Below are 22,336 nucleotides of genomic sequence, written 5' to 3' on the forward strand. Positions count from 1 at the left end.
GATCATGCGCAACAATCGTGCATCCGGCCTCGTACTGCCGAATCTGCCGCGACGGCGATTCGTGCAAGGTTTGGCCGCCGGCGGGGTCATCGCCGGCTTGGGGCTGGCTGGCTTCACTTCGGCGGCACCCGCTGCGTCCACCGCGCTGGGTACCGCCCCAGTGCTACGCGGCACCGAATTCGACCTGGTGATCGACGAGACGCCGGTGAACTTCACCGGTAAGCCGGCCATGGCGACCACCATCAACGGCATGCTGCCCGGGCCCACGCTGCGCTGGCGCCAGGGCGACACCGTTACGCTGCGCGTGACCAACCGCTTGCGCGAGCCGACGTCGATCCACTGGCACGGCATCATCGTGCCGTTTCAGATGGACGGCGTGCCCGGCATCAGCTTTCACGGCATCCCGCCCGGCGAGACCTTCACGTATCGCTTCAAGGTCCAGCAAAGCGGCAGCTACTGGTATCACTCGCACTCGGGCTTCCAGGAAATGACCGGGGTCTATGGTGGGCTCATCATCGATGCCGCCGGCGGTGACCCGATCCGCGCGGATCGCGATTACTCGGTTCTGCTCTCCGACTGGACCGACGAAGATCCGATGCGCGTCCTCTCCAAGCTCAAGAGACAGAGCGACTACTACAACTACCACCAGCCCACAGTGGTGGATTTCTTCCGCGACGTCTCCAACGATGGCTGGAAAGCGGCCATGGACAAGCGGAGCATGTGGAACCAGATGCGCATGAATCCGACTGACCTGGCGGATCTTTCCGGCGCCACACTGACGTACCTGACCAACGGCGTCACACCTGCCGGCAACTGGACGGGCCTCTTCGCGCCGGGGGAGACCGTGCGGTTGCGCTTTATCAACGGATCGGGCAACACGTTCTACGACGTCCGCATCCCGGGGCTAAAGCTCAAGGTAGTGCAGGTCGATGGGCAGAACATCGAGCCCGTCACCGTTGACGAGTTTCGCTTCGGCCCCGGCGAGACGTGCGACGTGCTCGTTTCACCCAAGGACGATGCCTACACGATCTTCTCGCAGTCGATGGATCGTACCGGCTACGCGCGCGGCACGCTGGCAGTTCGCCAAGGCCTGCAGGCTGCAGTTCCCGCGCTCGACAAGGTCGAGTGGCTTTCGATGGCCGACATGATGGGCGACATGGGCGGAATGGGCCACGCCGGCATGTCGGGCATGGATCATGGTGGCATGCAGATGATGGGCGATGGCGGCATGACCACGATGGATTCCGGTGGCATGACGATGATGGGCGATGGCCAGCCTGCGGCATCCAGCAGTGCGCCGGACAATCTGAAGGTGCCGAGCAAGAAGGCGCGGCATGCGCGCACGGAATATGGTCCGAGCACCGACATGCACGTCGACATGGCTCGCACCAATCTGGACGATCCCGGCATCGGGTTGCGTAACAACGGACGGCGCGTCCTGGTGCTTGCTGACATGCATACCATCGGCGGCCCCATGGACAAGCGTGGTCCGGGGCGCGAGGTGGAGCTGCACCTCACTGGCAACATGGAGCGCTACACGTGGTCGATCGACGGTGTGGAGTTCGGCAAGTCGACGCCGGTGCATTTCCAATATGGCGAAAGGCTGCGGGTCATCCTCCACAACGACACGATGATGACCCACCCGATGCACTTGCACGGGATGTGGAGCGAGCTGGAAGCACCAGACGGCACGTTCCTCGCGCGCCGGCACACCCTCCCTGTCCAGCCTGCCCAGCGGATCAGCTTTCTGGTCACAGCAGACGCGCTGGGTCGCTGGGCGTGGCACTGCCATCTGATGTTGCACATGGACGCGGGTATGTTCCGCGAAGTGGTGGTGGCCTGATGCTCGACTTCCAACGCAGATCAATCATGCGCAAGCACGCAAGGACATTGTTGACTGTAGCGCTGGCCGCCGCTGGCATCGGAGCTGCCTCGGCTCAGGACATCCAACTGATGAACGGGGAGACTGCCCCGGCATCCCAATCTGGGACCCAGAATACTGGCGGTTCAATGCAAGGGATGGACCATAGCTCAATGCAAGGGATGGACCACGGCTCGATGCAGGGGATGGATCACGGCAGCATGAACATGCAAGGCGGTTCGGCGCCACCCGATGCGCGCGATCCCGATGCCTATTCGGGCGGATACCAGCTCGGCACCGGCAAATACGCGCTGGGCGACCCCCGCCACATGATGATGATGGCGGACGCGCACAACTTTGGCTCGGTGCTGGTGGACCGGTTGGAGTGGGTGCACGGTAACAATGCCAATGCAACGGCCTACGAGCTGCAGGCTCGGTTCGGCAGCGCGTACAACAAAGCTGTCCTGAAAGCCGAGGGTGACGTATCGAAGGGGCGCTTCGAAGAAGCGCGCACCGAATTGCTATGGAGCCATGCCGTAGCAACGTTCTGGGATACCCAGTTGGGGATTCGGAACGACGCGGGCTTTGGCCGGCCCGCACGCAACTGGGTGGCGTTTGGCGTGCAAGGCTTGGCCCCGTATTGGTTTGACCTCGAAGCAACGGCTTATGTGGGCAACAGCGGACGCACAGCACTGCGCCTCTCCAGCGAATATGAACTGTTGTTGACCCAGCGGCTGATTCTGCAACCGCGCATTGAAGCCAACTTTTATGGCAAGCGCGATCCGGATCTTGCCATCGGCAGTGGGCTTTCCAACGCGACGGCCGGCTTACGGCTGCGCTATGAGTTCAGTCGCCAGTTTGCTCCCTATATCGGTGTCGAACGCAGCCAGTCATTTGGCGGTACAGCCAACATGATCGAAGCGGCGGGCGGACGTCGTGGCGAGACCCGCTTCGTTGCGGGCGTGCGCCTCTGGTTCTAGTTTTCTCACCTCCTAACCTCACGGGTGTTCCTATGTTCACGTCTCGTTTTGCTACCAAGGCCATCATCGGCACGTCCCTGGCGCTCCTGGCTTCGGCCGCGCTCGCGCACCCCAAGCTTCTGTCTTCGACGCCCGCTGATCAGGCGGAAGTGACCGCGCCGGCGAAGATCGAGCTGAAGTTCTCGGAGACCCTCACGACACAATTCTCCGGGGCCAATCTCGTCATGACGGAGATGCCCGGCATGTCGGGGCATAACCCGATGAAGGTTGGCGCAAAAGTCTCCGCCGGCGACGACGCCAAGACGATGGTCATCACGCCCGCACAACCGCTGACGACCGGGACGTACAAGGTGGAGTGGCGCGCGGTCTCGTCGGATACCCACCCGATGACGGGGAATTTCACGTTCAAGGTGAAGTAAGGCCATGGCGGACGATTGGCTCAATATCGCCCTGCGCTTTGGGCTGTACCTGGACTTGACGATCCTTTTCGGGGTCTCGCTGTTCGGGGTCCAGGCGTTGCGACCCGATCACCGGGCCACGGCGATTGCGCGCCGATACGTCCGTGCCGTCGGAGTCACTGCCGCATTGGGCATCGTGCTGTCGCTCTGGAGCTTCATTGTGATGGCGAAGGCGATGACGGGGGCCACCGAGTACGCTGAACTCACCAGCCATGTCTTCAGCATGATGCTGACCACCACCGCGGTTGGCCTGGCCTGGATGGCGCGATTGGTGGCCCTGGCCGGATGCTTGGTCGCCGTTGCGCGTTTGCGGAAGCACCCAGCGCCTCACTTCGGCGTGTGCGCCGGGCTGGGTGCGGTGGCTCTGCTAACGGTCACTTGGGCCGGGCATGGGGCGATGGACGACGGTGTGAAGGGATACCTTCATCTCGCATTCGATATCGCCCACGTTTTGGCCGCTGGCGCCTGGGTTGGAGCATTGACGGCGTTTGTGCTGCTAGCGTCAACAAGGCAAGCGGCCTCATCGGAAGCCGTGGAAATCCTTAGTCATACATCCAATGGCTTCGCGCGTCTTGGGACGCTGATCGTTGCCACGCTGCTTTCGACTGGGACGTTCAACTATCTTTTGATTGTCGGGCCGACGATTAACGGGCTGTTCTCCACGCTTTACGGGCGCTTATTGTTGATCAAGCTGGCCTTGTTCGCGCTGATGCTCGGCTTGGCTGCGGCCAATCGTTATCGGCTGAGCCCGCGGCTTGAGGCGGCGGTTCGGGCCGCAGACCACGCCCATGCGGTGATGGCGTTGCGTCGCAGCCTGGTCATGGAGACCAGTCTCGCCGTACTGATTTTGGCGTTGGTCGCTTGGCTTGGCGTGCTTTCGCCGCCTGGAACCTGATACTGATGACCTGTTTGCCGGAGGAACCACGATGATGGAATCGCAGATCGCCAAGCCAGTGTCCGCGATAAGACGGTTCATGGTTGCGGGTCTGGTACTACTACCGGCCATGGTCCTAGCGCAAAAGACCGGATCGAAACCCGTGATCCAGGTATGGAAGACGCCGAGTTGCGGCTGCTGCAAAGACTGGCTCACGCACCTGCAGGACAACGGTTTCGACGTCGTGGCGCACGATGTCGAAGACACCGTTGAAGCCAGGAAGAAGGCAGGAATTCCCGAGCGCTATGCTTCTTGCCACACTGGGATGGTGCAAGGGTATGCATTGGAAGGACACGTTCCCGCCCGCGAAATCAAGCGGCTGCTACGCGAACGCCCAAAGGCCGTGGGCCTTGCGGTGCCGAGCATGCCGCTTGGCGCACCCGGCATGGATGGGCCAGCCTACGGCCGCCGCCGCATGCCTTACAACGTGCTGCTCATTGGCGCAGATGGCCAATCGACCGTGTATCAGGCGTACAACTGATTCGCGCAAGTGCCGTAATAAGTCCGCGATGAACGGTCCATTGATGATCTCCATGCGTGGGGCGAGGGGCGGCCATCCATGAGAGGGATGTCTCCTGTCGATCTGCCGGCCAGCATTCAAGCGGCTATGGCGCTGGTCCTCATCGTTTGGATTAGCATCCTGATCGGTTTTGTGTGGTACTTGCGCCGTAGGCATGGTCCAGGACGACCGTCACCCGAGCGTCGGCGCCCCCGTGGACGCCGATCGGCCAAGCAACGCCGACGCGGTTGATACTTCCATGGTTGGGGCCTCGGGGGCCGGTCACCCTGGAAGAGACGGAGTATCTTTTCCGCGATGGTGGGAAAGGAGGACGTCATGCCTGCAGACACGTTGGGGCAACTCATGAAAAGCCCCTGAGTTCCTTCAGCGCGCCAACTCGGGAGGCACGGCATCAAGCCAGCCTATATCGAACGGCACTTCGCTCAGGTAGAAGAGCTCCGCGAGCATGATGCCGCCGGGCCGCCATAGCGATCACCAATAGGCGTGCTGCAGAGGCGCCTGTCCGCTTGACAGGCTTGGATACTGTGGCCAATGGGCGAGGCTCATTCGGCTACGAAGCTCCGACGTGCCCCGTCAGCGCTTCCAATCGGCTGAGTTTTTCAATAATCGGGTCGACAATTGCGTCGTAGGTGGCCGCCAAATGCTCGGGCGCGCGGTCTAGCCGATATGGCGCTTCCGTCAAAAGTTGGCCAGGTGCGAACAAGACTCGCGCTGGATCCGATTTTCGAGCCAAGAAATCGGCAAAGAACTGCCCCATGGTGCAGCGCTTGAGTCGGACGGCTTCAACCAAGGAATCCAACTCGTCGACGCTCAGGATCAGAATGGGCTCGGCCGGCCCCTCTGCCTCGCCATACAGATAGTCGGGTTGACCCAGCATCAGGTCGCCGTAGGTCACGATGATGCGGTACAGCGGCAGCTTGGCCAGTTCCGGGGCGTTACGTACATGGGCAGCAACGTTGGCCAATTGTCCGTCGGCTTTGATCAGCGTGCCGCGCAACTTTGCCTGAAGCGTTTTGACCGACGCCGAGGCTGGCAAGTCCAGTGACAGCGACTTGTTCTTGACCTCGAACAAGACAATCGCGGCGTCCTCGATCACCATGAAATCGCTACAGAGCCCCTGCACCCCGAATCGCCGCTTGATGGCTTGCTCGTCGAGCACTTGAGCGCTGGTACGTTCAAGTACCACACCAACATAGTCCTCGAAGGCATCCTCGAATGCCTGTTTGGCTGCCGGATCGCCTGCGTTGGCCACAATGTCGCTGAACGCGTATTCGATGTGCCTGTGCAAACATGGGGCACCCCAAAAGTACAGTCCCCGCGGCGAATGGACGAACGGAAATCGGTACAGGACGTTCGGCTGAAACCACTCGTCGTCATCGAAATCCTTCAACTCCCGCCGCACCACATCGATCGGCGTAGTGACGGTACGCAGGAAGGTTTGCAGTACCTCTGTGCCGAATGCCTGCGCGAGCGTATTGAGATACGGTGGGGTAAAGACGTCGTGAATGCCCTCGGTCGCCTTGAGCCAAGGCAAGAACGCCAATTGCAAATAAACCTCGGGGGGTAAGCCCACTGTGCGCTCGATGACCCGCCGCAAGCGGCTGTTGGGTTGAAGCCGGCCCAGCAGGGCGATTTGTCGTGCAAACGCGCCCATGCGCCGGTCCTGTTGATGAGGCACCTGCGCGAGCAGTATCTTGCGCACCAATAAAGCGAGGGGGTTGTGGTTCTTTGGCCATCCGGCCAGGGCATCGATACCGACCCAAGCCATGTTCATGCACTTGAGTAGATCGCCTTGCTGCATGGGTGTGTGGCCATACAGACGTGGCTCGTCGCGCAGCACCCAAGCCGCCAGTCGTTCTGCGACCCAGGGCAGTCGCTTGGCGCGCTCGGCTCCGCGAGCATCTGTTTCGAGCAGGTATTGGGAAATCGCGAGCAGGACCGAGTGGTAGTCGAACTTGCGCATGCGGTTGCGCACGGGCTTGATGGTCTCGCGATAGCTGCTCATCGTTGCAGTCGTTCGTTGGGGTACTCCCATTCTAGGGGCGTCGCGGTCTCATTCAGCGCATGTCAGGAATACCGCACCCAACGGCTCGGCGAACGATTGTGCCGACGGATGGCCGGCAACGACGATAGGTGAACGATCTTGGGGAGGAAAGCGGATGGCGCACGTGCGCGCCATCGCTACGACGATTCTGACAAAGAGGCCAGCGAGGCCGATTTCGTACTGAGGGCGAGGCGATTCGGGGTTCCTGGCATGCTGACACTTGATAATCCGCCATTATCACGTATTAGATTCAAGAACCAGCGATCCACGTTGACGCCGCAATTTGGTACGTATATACATAGTACGTAATACGGTATCAAATTGTAGGAGCACCATGGCCCGGGCCGGACTGAGTCGCCTCGATGTTAAACGCGCCCGCGATTCACTTCTGGCGCAGGGACACCACCCGTCCATCGATGCAATACGTATCGCGCTGGGCAACACCGGCTCGAAAACGACGATCCATCGCTATCTCAAGGAGCTGGAAGAAGAGGAAGGCGCGGCGCTGAACCGCGCTGGCTCGACCTCCGACGCCATCCTGGATCTGGTGGGCAGATTGGCGGCGCGGTTGCATGAAGAAGCGCAGGCGGTGGTCGATCAGCAGGCGGCGGCCGCCACGGCCCAGCGCCAGCTCGTTCGTGCCGAAGTCGACAAGCTGGCCACGGATGTGGTCGCACTTCGCGCCGAACTGGAACAGGCGCAGAGCACACTCGCCAGCGTGCGGGCCGCGCACGCTGACACGCAGACAGCGCTGCAGCAGCGCGCGATTGAGGCTGAACGCTCGGCACAGCAGGTCCAGGACCTCGGCACCCGGTTGGCAGAACATGAAAGTTTTCGGCGCTCGCTGGAGGACAAGCTACAGCACGCTCATCAATCACTGGAGCACTTCCGCAATGCCAGCAGGGAACAGCGCGATCAGGATGCGCGCCGGCATGAGCAGCAGGTCCAGCAACTGCAGGCGGAAGCCCGACAGGCCAATCAGACGCTGATCATCAAGCAGGGGGAGATCACGCAACTGAACAAGGACAGCGCTCGGCTGGTCGCGGAACTTGCCGCCTCGGGCAAACGCATCCGAGAATTGGAAACGCAGGCAGAACAGGCTCGCGTCAACCTGAACCAAGCGCGCGTCGATCAAGCGCGCACCGAAGCGGAACGAGATGCGCTGCGATCTGCGGCGCAACAGCAGGCGGATGAACTAGCCACCGAACGCGCCGAACGCGAACGCCTGGCCGGCGAGTTGGCCAAGGGCAACGCCCGACTCGAAGCCCAGCAGGTGTTGTTGACTGAATATCGGGCGAGGCTCGGCCTGGCCGATGCGGCAAACTGATGATGTCCGCCTCCGCCCGGCGCTCCGAAGTGAGACGGTGGCCCAACTTTCGCTGAAACCGGCTTATTTACTGCGCAGTGAATATGGCACCTGCAGCGCCGAGCCGTGTCGCCACGACGCAGGGAAACCGCCAGATTTCGCACGAAAAGGACAGCGCCCAGGAAAATGCTGAATTCCCAAGCCGTTGATCTGAAAGGGAAATCCCACCTAAACCGCCAGATTTTGCACGGAAAGGACGACTACCCCTACGCAAGCTCAACGGTGGCACGGTAAAGGGCAAGAAGGTCCGGGTTCGGTTGATGGACGAATGACCCCAGCGCCCTCCTCGAAGCCGCACTGTCAGTGCTTGGCAGGCGTCTTGCACAACCCCTGGTTGTAGAGGATGGCCTTGCTGGTGGAGGCGTAGTTGTCGGCGTCGCACGGCGGCAGGAAGCTTGAACTGTCGCCCTGCATGCGCACGGCAACGGTATCGGACAACGCCGCCAGGCACTGTGCGTTGTCGCCACGGTGGTATTCCGTTACGGCCAGGTCGCTACGCGCCTTGTCGCGCTCGATCCAGCCCATGAAGGTGTCGCATTCGGAAAGCAGCGCACGCAGCGTCGTGCGGGCGCCGTCATAGTCCTTGGTGGCGTATTGCTTGTGCGCCTGGCCGATGCGGACCGTACGTTGGCGATCGGTGCACGCAGCCGGCGGGCGGCGGTACTCGCCATCGAACCCGGCGCGCATGCCGCAGAAGTCGCGGCAAGCTTCCTGCGTGGCGGACGTATCGAGCTTGAGCACGCCGTTATCGCCCGACACCGCGATGCGGCATGCATCGGCCACGCCGGTGCGGCCCTTGAACGTACCGCTGACGGCGCACGTATGGCAGTTCGCGCCCATGGTTTCGATGTTGAAGCTGTTGCCTTTGACCGACATCGCGCCGTGGCCGCTGCCGCCTTCCACATAGATGTACTCGCCCGGCTCAACTGCTGGGCCTGCTGCCATCGCCAGCACGCTGACCGACAAGCCCAGGATTGACACTGCGCGCCGTATCCACATTCCGCGTGTCATGGTGTTCGTATCCAGTTTCGGAAGGCGGACTGCCTCCTGCACGGGCGACATTCTGGCGGCAGCGCACATGACGGCGCAACCGCCGTGTGATGAGCGATTGTGCCGGCTCAGTTCAGATATGCAGCATCGCCAGCACAGCCAACACGCCACCCAGCCCACCTACACCGTACGAGATCACCTGCAGCCAGCGCCGGCGCGACAGCAACGTGATGGCCGCCAGCGCAATCGACACCTGCATCGCAACCACCGCCTGTGCCCAGCGATGGTGGTGATGCACGGCGCGTTCGCTGGCTTCGTCGGCTTCCTTGGCCAGGCGTTCCTGGTCTTCAGCCTGGCGGCGGATGTCTTCCTTTTCAGTGGCGTAGCGCTGGGCTTCGCGCTTGGCCGCAGCCTGCTCGGCGCCGGGCAGTTGTGCGGTCAGCTCGGCAATTGCCTGCTTCTGGCCCTTGGCCTGGTAGTAGGCCCAGCGGTTGGCGGCCTCCGTCTTGTGGATGGCGGCTTCATTCTTGGCAAGCAACGCCTCGTTTTGCGTGGCACCGCCCTGGTAGCCAAAGATGGCGCCGGCGGTCGACAGAATGGCCGTCATGACGGCGATGCGGCCGGCAAAGCTGTCGGCGTGGCCGGTTTCTGCGGCGTGTTCCAGCACATGGTCGTGTGCGCCGTGCACGTGAAATCCTTCAGACATCGTTGCTCCCCGTTTTAGTCTTGTGTGGTCATGCGCCCCGTCAGGCGCGGGCCTCACAATGCATGGACTTGTACGGAAACGCAACGCCCAGCGGTGCGGGGATCCAACGGCATGGAACACCCTTCCCTCAGGTATCCGTCCGGGCTATGGCCCGATCGCCCGTTCGCGAGCGCGTAGCCAGCCAGTCAACCAACCAAACGGTACTGCGCCAGGTCAGCTCTCCGCGCCGATCTCGTGGCGAAAGCCAACGAAGCCGGGCGGACCTGATCGCGTTTGTGCTGCCGAAAGCGCCACTCGCAAGACCAGCAAACCTGTGTTGACGGTTCGCGGCGAGATTGAGGAACAAGGGGCGATATTTACCCCCTAAGGCGCGACGATCGACACCCCATACCGGGCAAAAATGCGCTGCAATTCACCGCTCTCGCGCAGAGCTTGCAGCGCACTTTCCAGCGCCTGCGCCAGCGCACGCTGATCCTCCTTGACCGCCATGCCAATGGCCCAGCCACGCGGAGGCAGAACGGGCGACTCAAGTTCAGTGATTGGGAAGCGCGCGGCAGATTTGCCCTGCGTTTTCAGCGCGCTTTCATACTGCGAGCGCGTCACCATCGCCGCGGCGATTTCGCCGGAGAACAAAGCGCGTAAGGCCTCGTCAGCTTCAGCGTAGATCTTCACCTTGTCGCGCAGCGCGCCTTGGGCGCCCGAGAGCAAGGCATTGGCACCTGCCGACCCCTGCTCTGCACCGGTCGGCTGGCCGGCCAAGTCCTCGAAGCGGCTGACCTGATGGATACGGTCATGATCGTAGGCCAGCACGAACCCCTCACGGTGATACGGCGCGAAGATCAGCACCTGGTGGTTCTGGCGTATGAACGCGGGGTCAACCGGCACGTGCAGCATGACGTCGGCCGGGCCATACCCCAGGTAGTGCCCCTTCCAAACCATGTTGCGCAGGTCGCCCGACATGCCGTCGTCGTCGGCATCGAACGGCAGCAGCGCGGCAGACAACCCCATCTGCTTGCTGAGTGCGTTCGCCAGCGCAACGTCGATGCCCGTGAACTGGCCGCCAACGTTGTCTGAGAATGGCGGCAGGCCTTTGTACAGCGCGACCTTCAGGCTGCCGCTCTGACGAATCTTTGCCATGTCGGCATGCGCCGGTGCGGCGCCCACCCAAATGACTGCCGCAGCAAATAGGAAGCCGGCTAGGTTGCGGCCAAGACGACAAAAGAACCGAGCCGTGTCCAACCGAAGACGGGCGTTCATGAGACCTCTCCTGGCGGATAGATAGACGAGCCGACGCAACACGCAGACTGGGACAGCGCCGGCTCGCGAAACAGCGAACAACGGGACGGCCGCTTAATCCTGCACGCGGCGCGACTCAAGATAGGTCTTGATCGCCCAGACGGCTTCCTGGCTCAGCACGCCTTCGAACGGCGGCATGTAGACGCGGCCGTCACGCGTGCGGCCATGGCGCACGGTGCTCGTCATGTACTGCGAGACCTCTGCGAAACAAGCGTCTTTCTTCTTCGCGTCGGCCAGCGACATGCAGTCGGTATCGAGCTTGCGCAGGTCCGGCGCAATCCCACCGGAAATGGCCTCCAGCCCGTGGCAGCGCGCGCAGTTCTGGTTGAACGCCGAGGCCCCAATACGCAGTGCCTCTTCATGTGCGGGGCCTGCGCGGTATGGATTGTCCTGACGCCAATCGGCGCCCAGTTGCGGTAAGGTGTGCGTGTCCACGGCCTGCGGCGTGACATCGCCATGCGCGGTTGCGGTGGCGGGCAATCCCCCAGCCAGAAGTGCGCAGGCAGAAAGCAGCGCGAACAAGTTGCGAGGCGTTTTCAAGAGTTGTCTCCTTAGTGTCGTTAAAACGATTTTTGGAGACCTTTCTGCAAGACCCATACCAAGGCGATAAAGCCACCGGCAAATCGGGGGAACATCCGCGAAGCGGTCTGGCGATCCGGCGTGTGGGTTGGCAACAGGTGCTCAGGAATGCAACACCCTGGCAAGGGTCTTGCTTCATGGCGCAACACTTCCGGCTTGTCCCCGGCGATAGCGACCAGGGCGAGCCGGGCGACCCGCACACAGATTGCGGGCGAGTTTAAGGAGACCCACCATGATCCCTCACGCGGCGGCCGACTCGCGCGGTTCCGAAAACGCTCCGGCAGACCAGCCCGAGCTGATCGCGCAATCGCACGAACGATCCAAGTCCTATGGCTTGCGGCCCTATGAGTCGCCTGACTTCTGCCCGGTGCTGCAAAGCGAGCTAAAAACCGAGATCGAGCGTAGCCAATCCTTGTTTGCGCATGCGCTGCCCGTGATGGAGACGCTCTACAGCCAGATCGTCAACACGCAGAGCATGGTGATCCTGACCGACACGTCGGGCCTGATCCTGCATTCGCTGGGCGACGACGATTTCCTCGCCCAGGCCAGCAAGGTGGCCTTGCAGCCGGGCGCGTCATGGTCGGAGGAAGCCCGGGGCACCAACGCCATCGGCACCGCGCTGGCCGACGGCAAGCCCACGCTGGTCCACGGCTCCGAACACTATCTGCAGGCCAACCAGTTCCTCACCTGTTCCTGCGCGCCGATCTTCGATCCGTACGGTGCAACGGTGGGCGCGCTGGACGTGACGGGCGACCACCGCGGCTTCCACAAGCACACCATGGCCCTGGTGCGCATGTCGGCGCAGATGATCGAGAACCAGTTGTTCGCCAACACGTTCCAGGACGTGGTGTGCATCCATTTCCACTCACGCCCGGAGTTCATCGGCACGCTGGTCGAAGGCATTGCCGCCTTCACGCCGGCGGGGCGCTTCCTGTCGGCCAACCGCAGCGGGGAATTCCAGCTGGGGCTGTCGATCCGCTCCCTGCATGCGCATACCTTCTCGTCGCTGTTCGGGCTGTCGATGTCGCAACTGATCGACCGGGAACGCAGCGCGCCGGCGGGCATCGTGCAGTTGCAGTTGCCCAGCGGCGTGAAGGTGTTTGCGCGCGTGGAATGGAAGCAGCCTGCCAACCGCATCGTGGGCGGTGCAATCGGCACGGATATGCCGATCGACCGTGATATGGCACCGCGCCGCCCTTACATCGAGCCGGCCAGGCAACCCGCCAGCCTGGAGGCACTGGACACGGGCGACGCCCAGATCAAGACCGTCATCGGCAAGCTGCGCAAGGTCATCGGCAAGGACATCACTGTCATGGTGCTGGGCGAAACCGGCACCGGCAAGGAACTGCTGGCCCGCGCCATCCACGCCGACAGCCCGCGCCACGCCGGGCCGTTTGTCGCCGTGAACTGCGCATCGATTCCGGAAGCGCTCATCGAATCGGAGCTCTTCGGCTACGAAGAAGGCGCCTTCACCGGCGCGCGCAAGAAAGGCGGCATCGGCAAGATGGTGCTGGCCAACGGCGGCACGCTGTTCCTCGACGAGATCGGCGACATGCCACTGCACCTGCAGGCCCGCATGCTGCGCGCGCTGCAGGAGCGTGCGGTGTCGCCGCTGGGCAGCAACAAGCTGATCCAGGTGGATGTGGCGGTGGTCTGCGCGACCCACCGCAACATGCGCGAGATGGTAGCCGGCGGCCAGTTCCGCGAAGACCTGTACTACCGCCTCAACGGCCTCGTCGTGCGCCTGCCGGCATTGCGCGAGCGCAGCGACCTCGATGTGGTGGCCAGCAAGCTGCTGCTGCAGGAACAGGCCGACGCGCCACCCATCAGCGAGGCCGTGATGCAGATGTTCCGCAGCTACCACTGGCCCGGCAACATCCGCCAGCTCGGCAACCTGCTGCGCACCGCCCGGCTGATGGCCGATGACGCGCCGGAAATCACGGAAGACCACCTGCCCGACGACTTTCTTGAAGACTGGCAGGCGCGCCACGGCGATCGACCGGCACCGGTCAGTGCAACGGCTGCGGATGTGCAACCAGCCGCTGTCGCCCCCGGCAACGCTCACCCCAAGCGGCTTGCCGATGTGGAAAGCATGGCCATCATGGCAGCGGTGAAGGCGCACAACGGCAACATCTCGGCTGCCGCCAAGGCGCTCGGCATTTCGCGCAACACCATCTACCGCAGGATCGACGAGGCCGGCGGCCTGCCCTCAGACACCGACTGACCACGCCGACGCGCGAATGGCGGTGCCCAGCGCCCGCGCCATCTCGCCCTCGGCCAAATGGCCGCCCTCCACCCACACCAGCCGTGCCTGCGGCATTGCTGCAGACAGACGCAGTGCGTTCTCCGGTCGGCAAACGTTGTCTTCCCGACCATGCAGCAGCGTGACCGGCAACCCGCTTGCACCGATACGTGCCGCCGCCCTCAGCAACGCAGATTTGCCCAGCCCTGCCCGGCGATACAGGTAATGCGCCTGAATCTGGTATTTGCGCACCAGGGCCATCTGCTGAGGCCACGTTGGGCGCCCCACCTGAGACCGTAGCCCCAACAACCGACGCTCTGCGCGCTGCCACTGTGTGGCGATGTTCAATTTCTGAACAGTTGTCCCAACGTGCAACATGTCTGTTGCAACGAGAAGGCGCCCGCGTGCCGCGGGAAAACCCTCGCCCCGTCGATCAATTCCACGCAATAAATCCCGGCCGGCGCCGCGCGCATTGAACAGCGCCTGCACATCGTCAAAGCCGGTGAGGAAGGTTCCGCGCAACACCAGCGCCGACACCGCATCGGGAAAGCGGTCTGCATAAGCCAGCGCCAGCGCCGCACCCCACGACCCGCCGACCACGCCCCAGCGTTCGATGCCCAGCGTGCTGCGCAACTGCTCCAGATCAGCCAGCAGCGCCGTCACCGTATTGCGCCGCGGGGTGCCGGCTGGGCGCGAGCGTCCTGCGCCGCGCTGGTCTGGCAACACGGCGCGATGCCGCAACGGATCGAACCACGCGGCCATCGAAGGTGAGCAGCCGCTGCCGGGGCCGCCATGCAACACCAGCCAGGGCTCACCGCTGTCCGGCCCGCATTGCCGCACATGCAGGACATGGCCGTCCGGCGTGCGCAGGTCAAGGCGGGCGGAGGTGGCGGGCCAGTCTGGAGTGGGCATGGATGTTGCCTTCATGGTGGGCGGCTGCGTTCGGCAGAACGCCTGCGTCAGCCGCAGAACACTGCACTCACTAACTATGCCAACCCTCAAGGAGGAGACATGAACTGGACAACGCCCGCCTACACCGAACTGCGACTGGGGTTCGAGGTCACCATGTACATCGCGAACCGCTGATGTCGCACGACTGAGCACGCAACGCCCTCCAAGCCCGCTGGTTGTTCACGGCGGGTTTTTTTTTCGCCCGTCGACTCGCGTGGCGCATCTTCCTGGCCGACTTCTTGCTCAATCCGCTCAACACGTTGGGCTCGCATCATGACGATACTCAGAGTTCTTGGCTCGGCCGCCGGCGGCGGTTTCCCGCAGTGGAACTGCAACTGCCGCAATTGCGACGGCGTACGGCGCGGCACCGTGCGCGCCACCCCGCGCACGCAATCTTCCATCGCACTGGGCGATGGCCAGCACAACTGGATCGTGGTGAATGCCTCGCCGGACATCCTCGCGCAGTTGCGCGCCTCACCGGCGCTGCAACCGGCGCGCACGCCGCGCGATACGGGCATCGCGGGCGTGGTGCTGATCGATGCACAGATCGACCACGTGACCGGCTTGCTGATGCTGCGCGAGCACCGGCAGGCGTTGCCGCTCTATGCCAGCGCGGCAGTGCTCAGCGATCTGTCCACCGCATTCCCGCTCACACACCTGCTGTCGTACTACTGCGGGCTGGATACCCACACGCTTTCGCTGGACGGCACGGCATTCTCGGTTCCCCCGCTCGATGATCTGGCGCTGACGGCGATCCCGCTGGAGAGCAAGTCGCCGCCCTATTCGCCCAGCCGCAATGCCCACCGCATGGGCGACAACATCGGCCTGCGCATTGTCGATCGCAAGAGCGGCCGGCGCGCCTTCTATGCACCGGGCCTCGCGCGTATCGAGCCGCACGTCTTCGACGAGCTGGGCGCGGCCGATGTGGTGCTGGTCGATGGCACCTGCTGGCGCGACGACGAGATGCTCGCCCTCGGCTTCTCCACCAAGACCGCGGCCGACATGGGCCACCTCGCGCAATCCGGCCCTGGCGGCATGATCGAGACGCTCGACCAGTTGCCGGCCGCACGCAAGATCCTCATTCACATCAACAACACCAACCCGATCCTCGACGAAGACTCCCCGCAACGCCGGGAGCTGGAAGCGCACGGCATCGAGGTGGCTTACGACGGCATGGAAATCGCGCTATGACACACCCTGTTGCCTGGACCGCCAACGAGTTCGAAGCCCGCCTGCGTGCGAAGCAGGCCGGCTACCACATCCACCACCCGTTCAACCTGCGCATGCGTACCGGGGAATGCACGCCGGAGGAGATCCGCACCTGGGTTGCCAACCGCTTCTACTACCAGGTCAACATCCCACTCAAGGATGCGGCCATCCTTTCCAACTGCCCCGACCGCGAAACGCGCCGCGAGTGGATCGTCCGCATTCACGATCACGACGGCGACGACGGCCGGCCTGGCGGCATCGAGAGCTGGGTGCGTCTGGGTGAAGCGGTTGGGCTCAAGCGTGACGCGCTGTGGTCTCACCAACATCTGCTGCCCGGCGTGCGCTTTGCGGTGGACGCGTATGTGAACTTTGCGCGCCGCGCGCCGTGGCAAGAGGCCGTTTGCTCCTCGCTCACGGAGATGTTCGCACCCGACATCCACAAGGAGCGGCTGGCCGGCTGGCCCGAGCAGTACCCCTGGGTGCAGCCGGAAGGGCTGGCGTATTTCCGCTCACGTATTCCGCTGGCCTCGCGCGACGTCGAACACGGCCTGCGCGTGACGCTCGACTACTTCCGCACACCCGAGCAACAGCAGCGCGCGCTGGACATCCTGCAGTTCAAGCTCGACATCCTCTGGTCGATGCTCGATGCCATCCAACAGGCCCACGCTCATGACGCCATCCCTGCCTGATCCCAGCCACCCCACGCTGCACCGGACCTTCCGGCTGCAGTGGGAAGACATGCAGCAGAGCTGGGTGCTGCTCTACCCCGAGGGCATGGTCACGCTCAACGACAGCGCCGCCGCGATCCTGCAGCGCTGCGACGGCGCCCATACCCTCGACATGCTGATCGATGATCTGCAGTCCGCTTTTGGCGTGCAGGGCATCGCGCCGGAGGTCCACGCCTTTGTCAAACATGCATTCGAACGCGGCTGGCTCGTTTGAGGCCGCCTCCCCTCCGCTCCCGGGCCCGCCGCTCTGGCTGCTGGCCGAGCTGACTTATCGCTGCCCGCTGCATTGTCCGTTCTGCTCGAATCCGGTCGATTACATGCAACACGATCGGGAACTCACCACCGAGCAATGGTGCGATGTCTTCACGCAAGCACGGGCGCTGGGCGCCGTGCAGCTTGGCCTGTCCGGCGGCGAGCCACTGATGCGCAAGGACCTCGAAACGCTGGTCGCGCACGCGCACAAGCTCGGGTTCTACGTCAATCTGGTGACCTCGGGTGTCGGCCTGACCGATGAACGGCTCGGCGCATTGCGTGCCGCTGGGCTCGACCACATCCAGCTGTCGTTCCAGGATTCCACACGCGAACTCAACGACTTTCTGTCGAGCACACGCACCTTCGACCTCAAGCGCCGCGTGGCCGATCTGATCAAGGCACACGGCTATCCGATGGTGATGAACTGCGTGATGCACCGGCACAACCTGCCGCACGTGGGCGCCATCATCGACATGGCGCTGGAGATTGGCGCCGAATACCTGGAACTCGCCAACACGCAGTACTACGGCTGGGCGTGGGAGAACCGCCTGGCGCTGATGCCGACGTTCGAGCAACTGCGCGACGCCGAAGCCGTGGTGAACGAGTACCGCACTCGCATCGGCAAACGCTGTCAACTGCTCTACGTGGTGCCGGATTATTTCGAAGACCGCGCCAAGAAGTGCATGAACGGCTGGGGCACGACGTTCCTGGGGATCGCGCCTGATGGGGTGGCGTTGCCTTGCCACTCGGCGCGCATGCTGCCGGGCTTGGAGTTGCCCAACGTCCTCAGCCAATCGCTGCGCGAGATCTGGCAAACCAGCGATGCCTTCCAGCGCTTCCGTGGTACGCACTGGATGCCTGAGCCCTGCCAGTCGTGCGAATCGCGCGAGCAGGATGCCGGCGGCTGCCGCTGCCAGGCCTATCTGCTGACGGGCGATGCCACGCGCACCGACCCGGCATGTGGCCGCTCGCCGGACCACGGCGTGCTGCAGAAGGTTGTGCTGCAAGGTCGGATGGCCGCAATGAACGGCTTCGGGAAGATGCGCGACACCCGCACCGGCGAAGTGCCTATCGTATTCCGGACCGATGCCAATTCGCGCCACCTCACACCGTCATAGCAGACAACCATGAAGAAGGGCCGGACAATGCCGGCCCTCTTCCTTCGCAAGCAACGCAGAAAATCAAGAGCCTGCGCTCAGCACCCAGGCCACCAGTTGCTTCGCCTCGTCTTCATTGAGGTTGGGGTGCGGCGGCATCGGAATGCGGCCCCACACACCCTTGCCACCCTCGCGTACCTTCTTGGCCAACTTGGCGGGCGCGTCTGCATCGCCCTTGTATTTCGCGGCCACATCGACGAAGGCGGGACCGACAATCTTGGTCTGCACGCTGTGGCACGAGAAGCAGCCGCTCTTGTCAGCCAGGGCCTGCATATCGGGGGCGGCATGCGCGCCAGTCGCGCAGAATGCTGTTGACGAAAGGGCCAACAGCGAAACAACTCCAATGCGCATCATCACGTTCTCAACTCCATGACGCAGTGAATCGGCCGCGCTGCGCTGTGCACTGTTGGGAGCGCACAGCACAGCGCGGACCCGCTTAGTTCTTGTGCAGCTTGAACACCCAGACCGAACCGCCCTGCTCCAGGAAGTTCACGCGCTTGGCCACCTCACCGCCCCACAGCGGCACTGCGCCACCCCAGCCCGACACGACGGCGACGAACTGCTCGCCGTTGTCTTCCCAGGTGACCGGCGGGGCGACAATGCCGCTGCCGGTCTGGAATTCCCACAGTTCCTTGCCGGTCTTGGCATCGGCGGCCTTCAGGTAGCCCTCAGGCGTGCCCCAGAACACCAGGCCGCCGGCGGTGGTCATCACCCCACCCCACAGCGGCGCGTTGTTCTTGATCTGCCACTCGATCTTGCCGGTCTTCGGGTTGATCGCGCGCAGGGCCCCGATGTAATCCTCATTGAGCGGCTTGATGGTGAAGCCGGCACCCAGGTAGGCGGCGCCCTTCTTGTAGCTGATCGGCTCGTTCCAGATGTCCATGCCCCATTCGTTGGCCGGCACGTAGAACAGGCCGGTCTGCGGGCTGTACGCCATCGGCATCTGGTTCTTGCCGCCCAGGAAGCCGGGCTCGGCAAACACCGACTTGCCCTTCTTGTCTTCGCCCGTGGCCTCGGACGGATCGCCCGGACGGTGGTCCGGTGCGTAGTTCGGGCGGCCGGTCTTGAGGTCGATGCTGGTGGCCCAGTTGACCTTCACAAACGGGAAGGCGTTCAGCAGCTTGCCGGTCTTCGCATCGTTCACGTAGAAGAAGCCGTTGCGATCAGCCTTGCCGCCCACGCGCTTGCCGTCCATGTCGAACGTCACGAACTCGTTCACGCCATCGAAATCCCAGCCGTCGTTCGGGGTGTTCTGGTAGTGCCAGACGATCTTGCCGGTGTTCGGGTCGATGGCCAGCGTCGACGACGAATACAGGTTGTCGCCCTTGCGGAGGTGGCTGTTCCACGGGCCAGGGTTGCCGGTGCCGAAGTAGGCCAGACCGGTCTGTGCGTCATACGTGCCGCCCAGCCACGTCGATGCGCCGCCGGTCTTCCACGTCTCGCCGGGCCAGCTCGCGTTGAGCGTGCCGGTCATGCCGTTCTCGGTCTTGTTGCCGTCCTTGTCGTACTTGTAGCCCATGTGGCCTTCGACAGTCGGACGCGTCCAGATCAGATTGCCGGTCTTGGCGTCACGCGCTTCCACGCGGCCCACCACACCGAACTCGCCGCCCGACACACCAGTCAGCACCATGCCCTTGACGATCAGCGGTGCGGCGGTGCTTGAGTAGCCTGCGGCGTAGTCGTCGATCTTCTCTTTCCAGACGATCTTGCCGGTGTCCTGGTTGAGCGCGATCAGCTGCGCATCGAGCGTGGAGAAGATGACCAGGTTGTCATACAGCGCCGCGCCACGGTTGACGACATCGCAGCAGGGCATGATGCCGTCCGGCAGGCGCTGCTCGTACTTCCACAGCTTCTTGCCGGTCTTCAGGTCAATCGCGTAGATGCGCGAGTACGACGCCGTCACGAACATCTTGCCGTTGTAGATCAGCGGCTGGGCTTCCTGCCCGCGCTGCTTCTCACCGCCAAACGAGAACGACCATGCCGGTACGAGCTGGCTGACGTTCTTCGTGTTGATCTTGGTGAGCGTCGAAAAGCGCTGCCCTTGCGTGCCCATGCCCCAGGTCAGCACGTCGCCCGACGATTTGCCGTCGTTCTCGATCATGGCGTCGGTGACGGGGGGCGTTGCCGCGTGTGCGGCAACACTCGCAGCCGCCATCGCAGCTGCAAGTGCAATCACTCGTAGTGTCCTCATTCTTATCTCCTCTACCTCTGTCTTTATGGTCCGGGTCTGGCAGTGTGATGTCACACCGGAGGGACCCAGGGCAAATCCCGTGCCATCGGAAAACGCCGTGAAACTGCGATTTCACACGGGGCGGAACGCCACGGTGCGTGCCATACCGGAACACATCGTGTGTTCTGTTGCGAAATGGAACAGCGCAACCGAACCAGGGTTCTTCATCGATACCTCGGCCTACAGGGTGTGCCCGCCCTGGCCAGGCAACATGCGTTGCACGCAGCGCTGCGCATCGAACCATTGATGCTTGATCACCCCGGCGACGTGGAACACAACCAAACCGAGCAGCAGATAGGCGGTCATGCCATGCAGCGTGGTGAACAGGTGCTGCAGTGCGTTGTCCACCCAACCCCAGCGCGGCAGCGGCACACCCCAGAAGCGTGTTCCGTACTGGTTGAACGACGAGCCCAGGTAGCCCGAAAGCGGCATCACGACCATGCACATGTAGAGCAGGCGATGGGTGATGCGCGCCAGCTCCGTCTCCCAGCAATGCAGGCCCGGAATTGCCGGCGGTGTGGACTGGCGCATTCGTACGATCACGCGCCACGCAATCACCAGTGCGGCCGTCAGCCCGAGCGATTTATGCAGATTCACCAACGCCGCTTTTCCAGGGGCGCCCTTCGCCAGGCTGGTCATGTAGTAGCCCAGTGGAAACAGCGCGAACAGCAGCAAGGCGCTCGCCCAATGCAATGCGATCTGGATGCCCGTATAGGTTGTGGCAGCGCCTCGCATCAGCGTGCCCGCAGGGCGGTTAGTGCGGCGCATCAAGGCTTCCCACTGCGGTTGGATAGGTCACCACGCCCCACGGCAGCTTGTAGCCCGGGAGCGTATCGACGACCTCGCGCTTGTGCGGGTCGATCACCTGCACGCTGTTCGACCGGCCGCAAGCCAGCAGAAGTCTCTGTGCATCGGGCGTGAAGCTGAAGTGCCAGCAGCGTTTGCCGACCGGAATGGCGGCCACCGGCGCAAAGGTGCGCGCATCGAACACCTGCAGCTGATCCGCACGGCTGGCCGCCACCCAGAGGTATCGGCCCTCGCGATCGAACGCCACACCATAAGGGCCCTGCCCGGTCGGCACGGCCTTGATCGGCTTGAAGCCGGCATCGAGCAACAACAGGTTGTTCGAGTTTTCCAGCGTCACGACGTAGGTCTTTCCATCCGGCGCGATCTTGATGCCGCGCGGCCGATTGCCGAACGGCGCGACATCCACCGACCGAACCTGCTTGAGCGTGGGCAGGTCATAGACGCCGACCGTGTTGTCGCCTTCGTTGGCCACCAGCAGCAACTTGCCACTTGGCGAGAACTCGATGGCCTCCGTCTCGCGAGCCGCCTTGATGCGGCCGACGACCGCCCATTGGCTGAGATCGATGATGGCCACTTCGGCGGGGGCGTCGTCCTTGTCCTGCTTCTCGGTGGGCGGGTTCTTGCCCGGCGGCCCACCTTCGGACGACGGCTCGTACGTGACGAACGCCCGGCGGCCATCCGGCGAGATGCGCATGAACTCGACATTCCTGCCGACCGCGATGCGTTTGATTTCCTTGCGCGTGCCGGTATCCACCACCGACACATCCGCGCTGCCCTGGTTGGCCGTCAGCAGCCAGCGGCCATCGGACGTCACGGCCAGCCCGCGTGGGTCCTTACCCACCGCAATCTCGGCAAGCGGCTTGAGTGTGCGGGCATTCAGCACGGTCACGCCGCCCCCTTGATTCGTGACATAGGCGACCGGCTCGGGCACCTCTGCGACTGCCTGGAAGGTGGACAGCAAGCCTGCGCAGATCAACGTGGCTATCTGAGCGGTGTACGTGAGTGCATTCATGATGTGTCTTCTTC

22 protein-coding genes are annotated in these 22,336 nt (G+C 63.1%); 12 read left to right on the plus strand and 10 right to left on the minus strand.

The window, feature by feature from the left end:
• Positions 1-4 precede the first annotated feature (4 nt).
• Genes V6657_RS24920 through V6657_RS24940 form a run of 5 tightly spaced genes read left to right on the plus strand, consistent with a single transcriptional unit; the run spans position 5 to position 4,714 of the window.
• A complete protein-coding gene (locus V6657_RS24920) occupies positions 5-1,843 on the plus strand; it encodes a copper resistance system multicopper oxidase (protein ID WP_012435784.1) in 1,839 nt (612 codons plus the stop codon).
• Positions 1,843-2,841 (plus strand): copper resistance protein B, encoded by a 999-nt coding sequence (locus V6657_RS24925; RefSeq protein ID WP_012435783.1) that lies wholly within the window; start codon positions 1,843-1,845, stop codon positions 2,839-2,841. The genes V6657_RS24920 and V6657_RS24925 overlap by 1 nt, the downstream gene beginning before the upstream one ends.
• A gap of 32 nt (positions 2,842-2,873) precedes the next feature.
• Complete coding sequence (gene copC / locus V6657_RS24930) at positions 2,874-3,260, plus strand: copper homeostasis periplasmic binding protein CopC (RefSeq protein WP_012435782.1); 387 nt, start codon at positions 2,874-2,876, stop codon at positions 3,258-3,260.
• Between the two features lie 4 nt (positions 3,261-3,264).
• Entirely contained in the window at positions 3,265-4,194 is a 930-nt protein-coding gene (copD, locus tag V6657_RS24935) for a copper homeostasis membrane protein CopD (RefSeq protein WP_012435781.1), read from the plus strand.
• A 31-nt stretch (positions 4,195-4,225) separates the two neighbouring features.
• Positions 4,226-4,714 (plus strand): DUF411 domain-containing protein, encoded by a 489-nt coding sequence (locus tag V6657_RS24940; protein WP_012435780.1) that lies wholly within the window; start codon positions 4,226-4,228, stop codon positions 4,712-4,714.
• 589 nt (positions 4,715-5,303) lie between these two features.
• Here V6657_RS24940 and V6657_RS24945 read toward each other — a convergent pair.
• Complete coding sequence (locus tag V6657_RS24945) at positions 5,304-6,758, minus strand: hypothetical protein (RefSeq protein ID WP_012435779.1); 1,455 nt, start codon at positions 6,756-6,758, stop codon at positions 5,304-5,306.
• Between the two features lie 322 nt (positions 6,759-7,080).
• On the opposite strand from V6657_RS24945, the gene V6657_RS24950 reads away from it, so the two are divergent.
• A complete protein-coding gene (locus V6657_RS24950; protein ID WP_235202000.1) occupies positions 7,081-8,124 on the plus strand; it encodes a DNA-binding protein in 1,044 nt (347 codons plus the stop codon).
• A gap of 339 nt (positions 8,125-8,463) precedes the next feature.
• On the opposite strand, the gene V6657_RS24955 is transcribed toward V6657_RS24950, so the two are convergent.
• From V6657_RS24955 to pedF, 4 genes are all read right to left on the minus strand, one after another.
• Entirely contained in the window at positions 8,464-9,174 is a 711-nt protein-coding gene (locus V6657_RS24955; RefSeq protein WP_048932148.1) for a hypothetical protein, read from the minus strand.
• A 112-nt stretch (positions 9,175-9,286) separates the two neighbouring features.
• Positions 9,287-9,859: a DUF4337 domain-containing protein gene (locus tag V6657_RS24960; protein ID WP_048932028.1), complete on the minus strand. Its 573-nt coding sequence runs from the start codon at positions 9,857-9,859 to the stop codon at positions 9,287-9,289.
• Between the two features lie 363 nt (positions 9,860-10,222).
• Positions 10,223-11,116 (minus strand): transporter substrate-binding domain-containing protein, encoded by an 894-nt coding sequence (locus tag V6657_RS24965; RefSeq protein ID WP_048932029.1) that lies wholly within the window; start codon positions 11,114-11,116, stop codon positions 10,223-10,225.
• A 93-nt stretch (positions 11,117-11,209) separates the two neighbouring features.
• On the minus strand, positions 11,210-11,695 hold the full coding sequence (gene pedF / locus V6657_RS24970) for a cytochrome c-550 PedF (protein WP_048932030.1): 486 nt from the start codon (positions 11,693-11,695) through the stop codon (positions 11,210-11,212).
• A 271-nt stretch (positions 11,696-11,966) separates the two neighbouring features.
• Here pedF and V6657_RS24975 point away from each other — a divergent pair, with 271 nt between their 5' ends.
• Positions 11,967-13,958 carry a sigma-54-dependent Fis family transcriptional regulator gene (locus V6657_RS24975; RefSeq protein WP_048932031.1) on the plus strand — a complete coding sequence of 664 codons (1,992 nt, stop codon included), beginning with the start codon at positions 11,967-11,969 and terminating at the stop codon, positions 13,956-13,958.
• On the opposite strand, the gene V6657_RS24980 is transcribed toward V6657_RS24975, so the two are convergent.
• The gene (locus V6657_RS24980) at positions 13,944-14,888 is read right to left on the minus strand and encodes an alpha/beta fold hydrolase (protein WP_048932032.1); all 945 of its coding nucleotides are present in this window, start codon (positions 14,886-14,888) and stop codon (positions 13,944-13,946) included. The genes V6657_RS24975 and V6657_RS24980 overlap by 15 nt on opposite strands.
• Before the next feature lie 99 nt (positions 14,889-14,987).
• On the opposite strand from V6657_RS24980, the gene pqqA reads away from it, so the two are divergent.
• The 5 genes from pqqA to pqqE all read left to right on the plus strand — a co-directional run bounded on the left by pqqA (position 14,988) and on the right by pqqE (position 18,234).
• Positions 14,988-15,062, plus strand: coding sequence for a pyrroloquinoline quinone precursor peptide PqqA (pqqA, locus tag V6657_RS24985; RefSeq protein WP_082170111.1), 75 nt, complete (start codon positions 14,988-14,990; stop codon positions 15,060-15,062).
• 138 nt (positions 15,063-15,200) lie between these two features.
• Positions 15,201-16,118, plus strand: a complete 918-nt coding sequence (gene pqqB / locus V6657_RS24990; protein WP_048932033.1) for a pyrroloquinoline quinone biosynthesis protein PqqB — start codon at positions 15,201-15,203, stop codon at positions 16,116-16,118.
• On the plus strand, positions 16,115-16,825 hold the full coding sequence (pqqC, locus tag V6657_RS24995; RefSeq protein WP_048932034.1) for a pyrroloquinoline-quinone synthase PqqC: 711 nt from the start codon (positions 16,115-16,117) through the stop codon (positions 16,823-16,825). The genes pqqB and pqqC overlap by 4 nt, the downstream gene beginning before the upstream one ends.
• Positions 16,806-17,078 carry a pyrroloquinoline quinone biosynthesis peptide chaperone PqqD gene (gene pqqD, locus V6657_RS25000; protein WP_048932035.1) on the plus strand — a complete coding sequence of 91 codons (273 nt, stop codon included), beginning with the start codon at positions 16,806-16,808 and terminating at the stop codon, positions 17,076-17,078. The genes pqqC and pqqD overlap by 20 nt, the downstream gene beginning before the upstream one ends.
• Positions 17,050-18,234 (plus strand): pyrroloquinoline quinone biosynthesis protein PqqE, encoded by a 1,185-nt coding sequence (pqqE, locus tag V6657_RS25005; RefSeq protein ID WP_048932036.1) that lies wholly within the window; start codon positions 17,050-17,052, stop codon positions 18,232-18,234. Before pqqD ends, pqqE begins: the two co-directional genes overlap by 29 nt.
• Positions 18,235-18,297: 63 nt before the next feature.
• Here pqqE and V6657_RS25010 read toward each other — a convergent pair whose 3' ends face one another.
• From V6657_RS25010 to V6657_RS25025, 4 genes are all read right to left on the minus strand, one after another.
• Positions 18,298-18,630, minus strand: coding sequence for a c-type cytochrome (locus tag V6657_RS25010; RefSeq protein WP_048932037.1), 333 nt, complete (start codon positions 18,628-18,630; stop codon positions 18,298-18,300).
• 79 nt (positions 18,631-18,709) lie between these two features.
• Positions 18,710-20,464, minus strand: coding sequence for a PQQ-dependent methanol/ethanol family dehydrogenase (locus V6657_RS25015; protein ID WP_048932038.1), 1,755 nt, complete (start codon positions 20,462-20,464; stop codon positions 18,710-18,712).
• Between the two features lie 219 nt (positions 20,465-20,683).
• Positions 20,684-21,271, minus strand: coding sequence for a cytochrome b (locus V6657_RS25020; protein ID WP_048932039.1), 588 nt, complete (start codon positions 21,269-21,271; stop codon positions 20,684-20,686).
• On the minus strand, positions 21,258-22,322 hold the full coding sequence (locus V6657_RS25025; RefSeq protein ID WP_048932040.1) for a beta-propeller fold lactonase family protein: 1,065 nt from the start codon (positions 22,320-22,322) through the stop codon (positions 21,258-21,260). The genes V6657_RS25020 and V6657_RS25025 overlap by 14 nt, the downstream gene beginning before the upstream one ends.
• Positions 22,323-22,336 lie beyond the last annotated feature (14 nt).

Origin of the sequence: Ralstonia sp. RRA, from assembly GCF_037023145.1 — a bacterium.
In the GTDB taxonomy this organism is placed as follows: Bacteria; Pseudomonadota; Gammaproteobacteria; order Burkholderiales; family Burkholderiaceae; genus Ralstonia.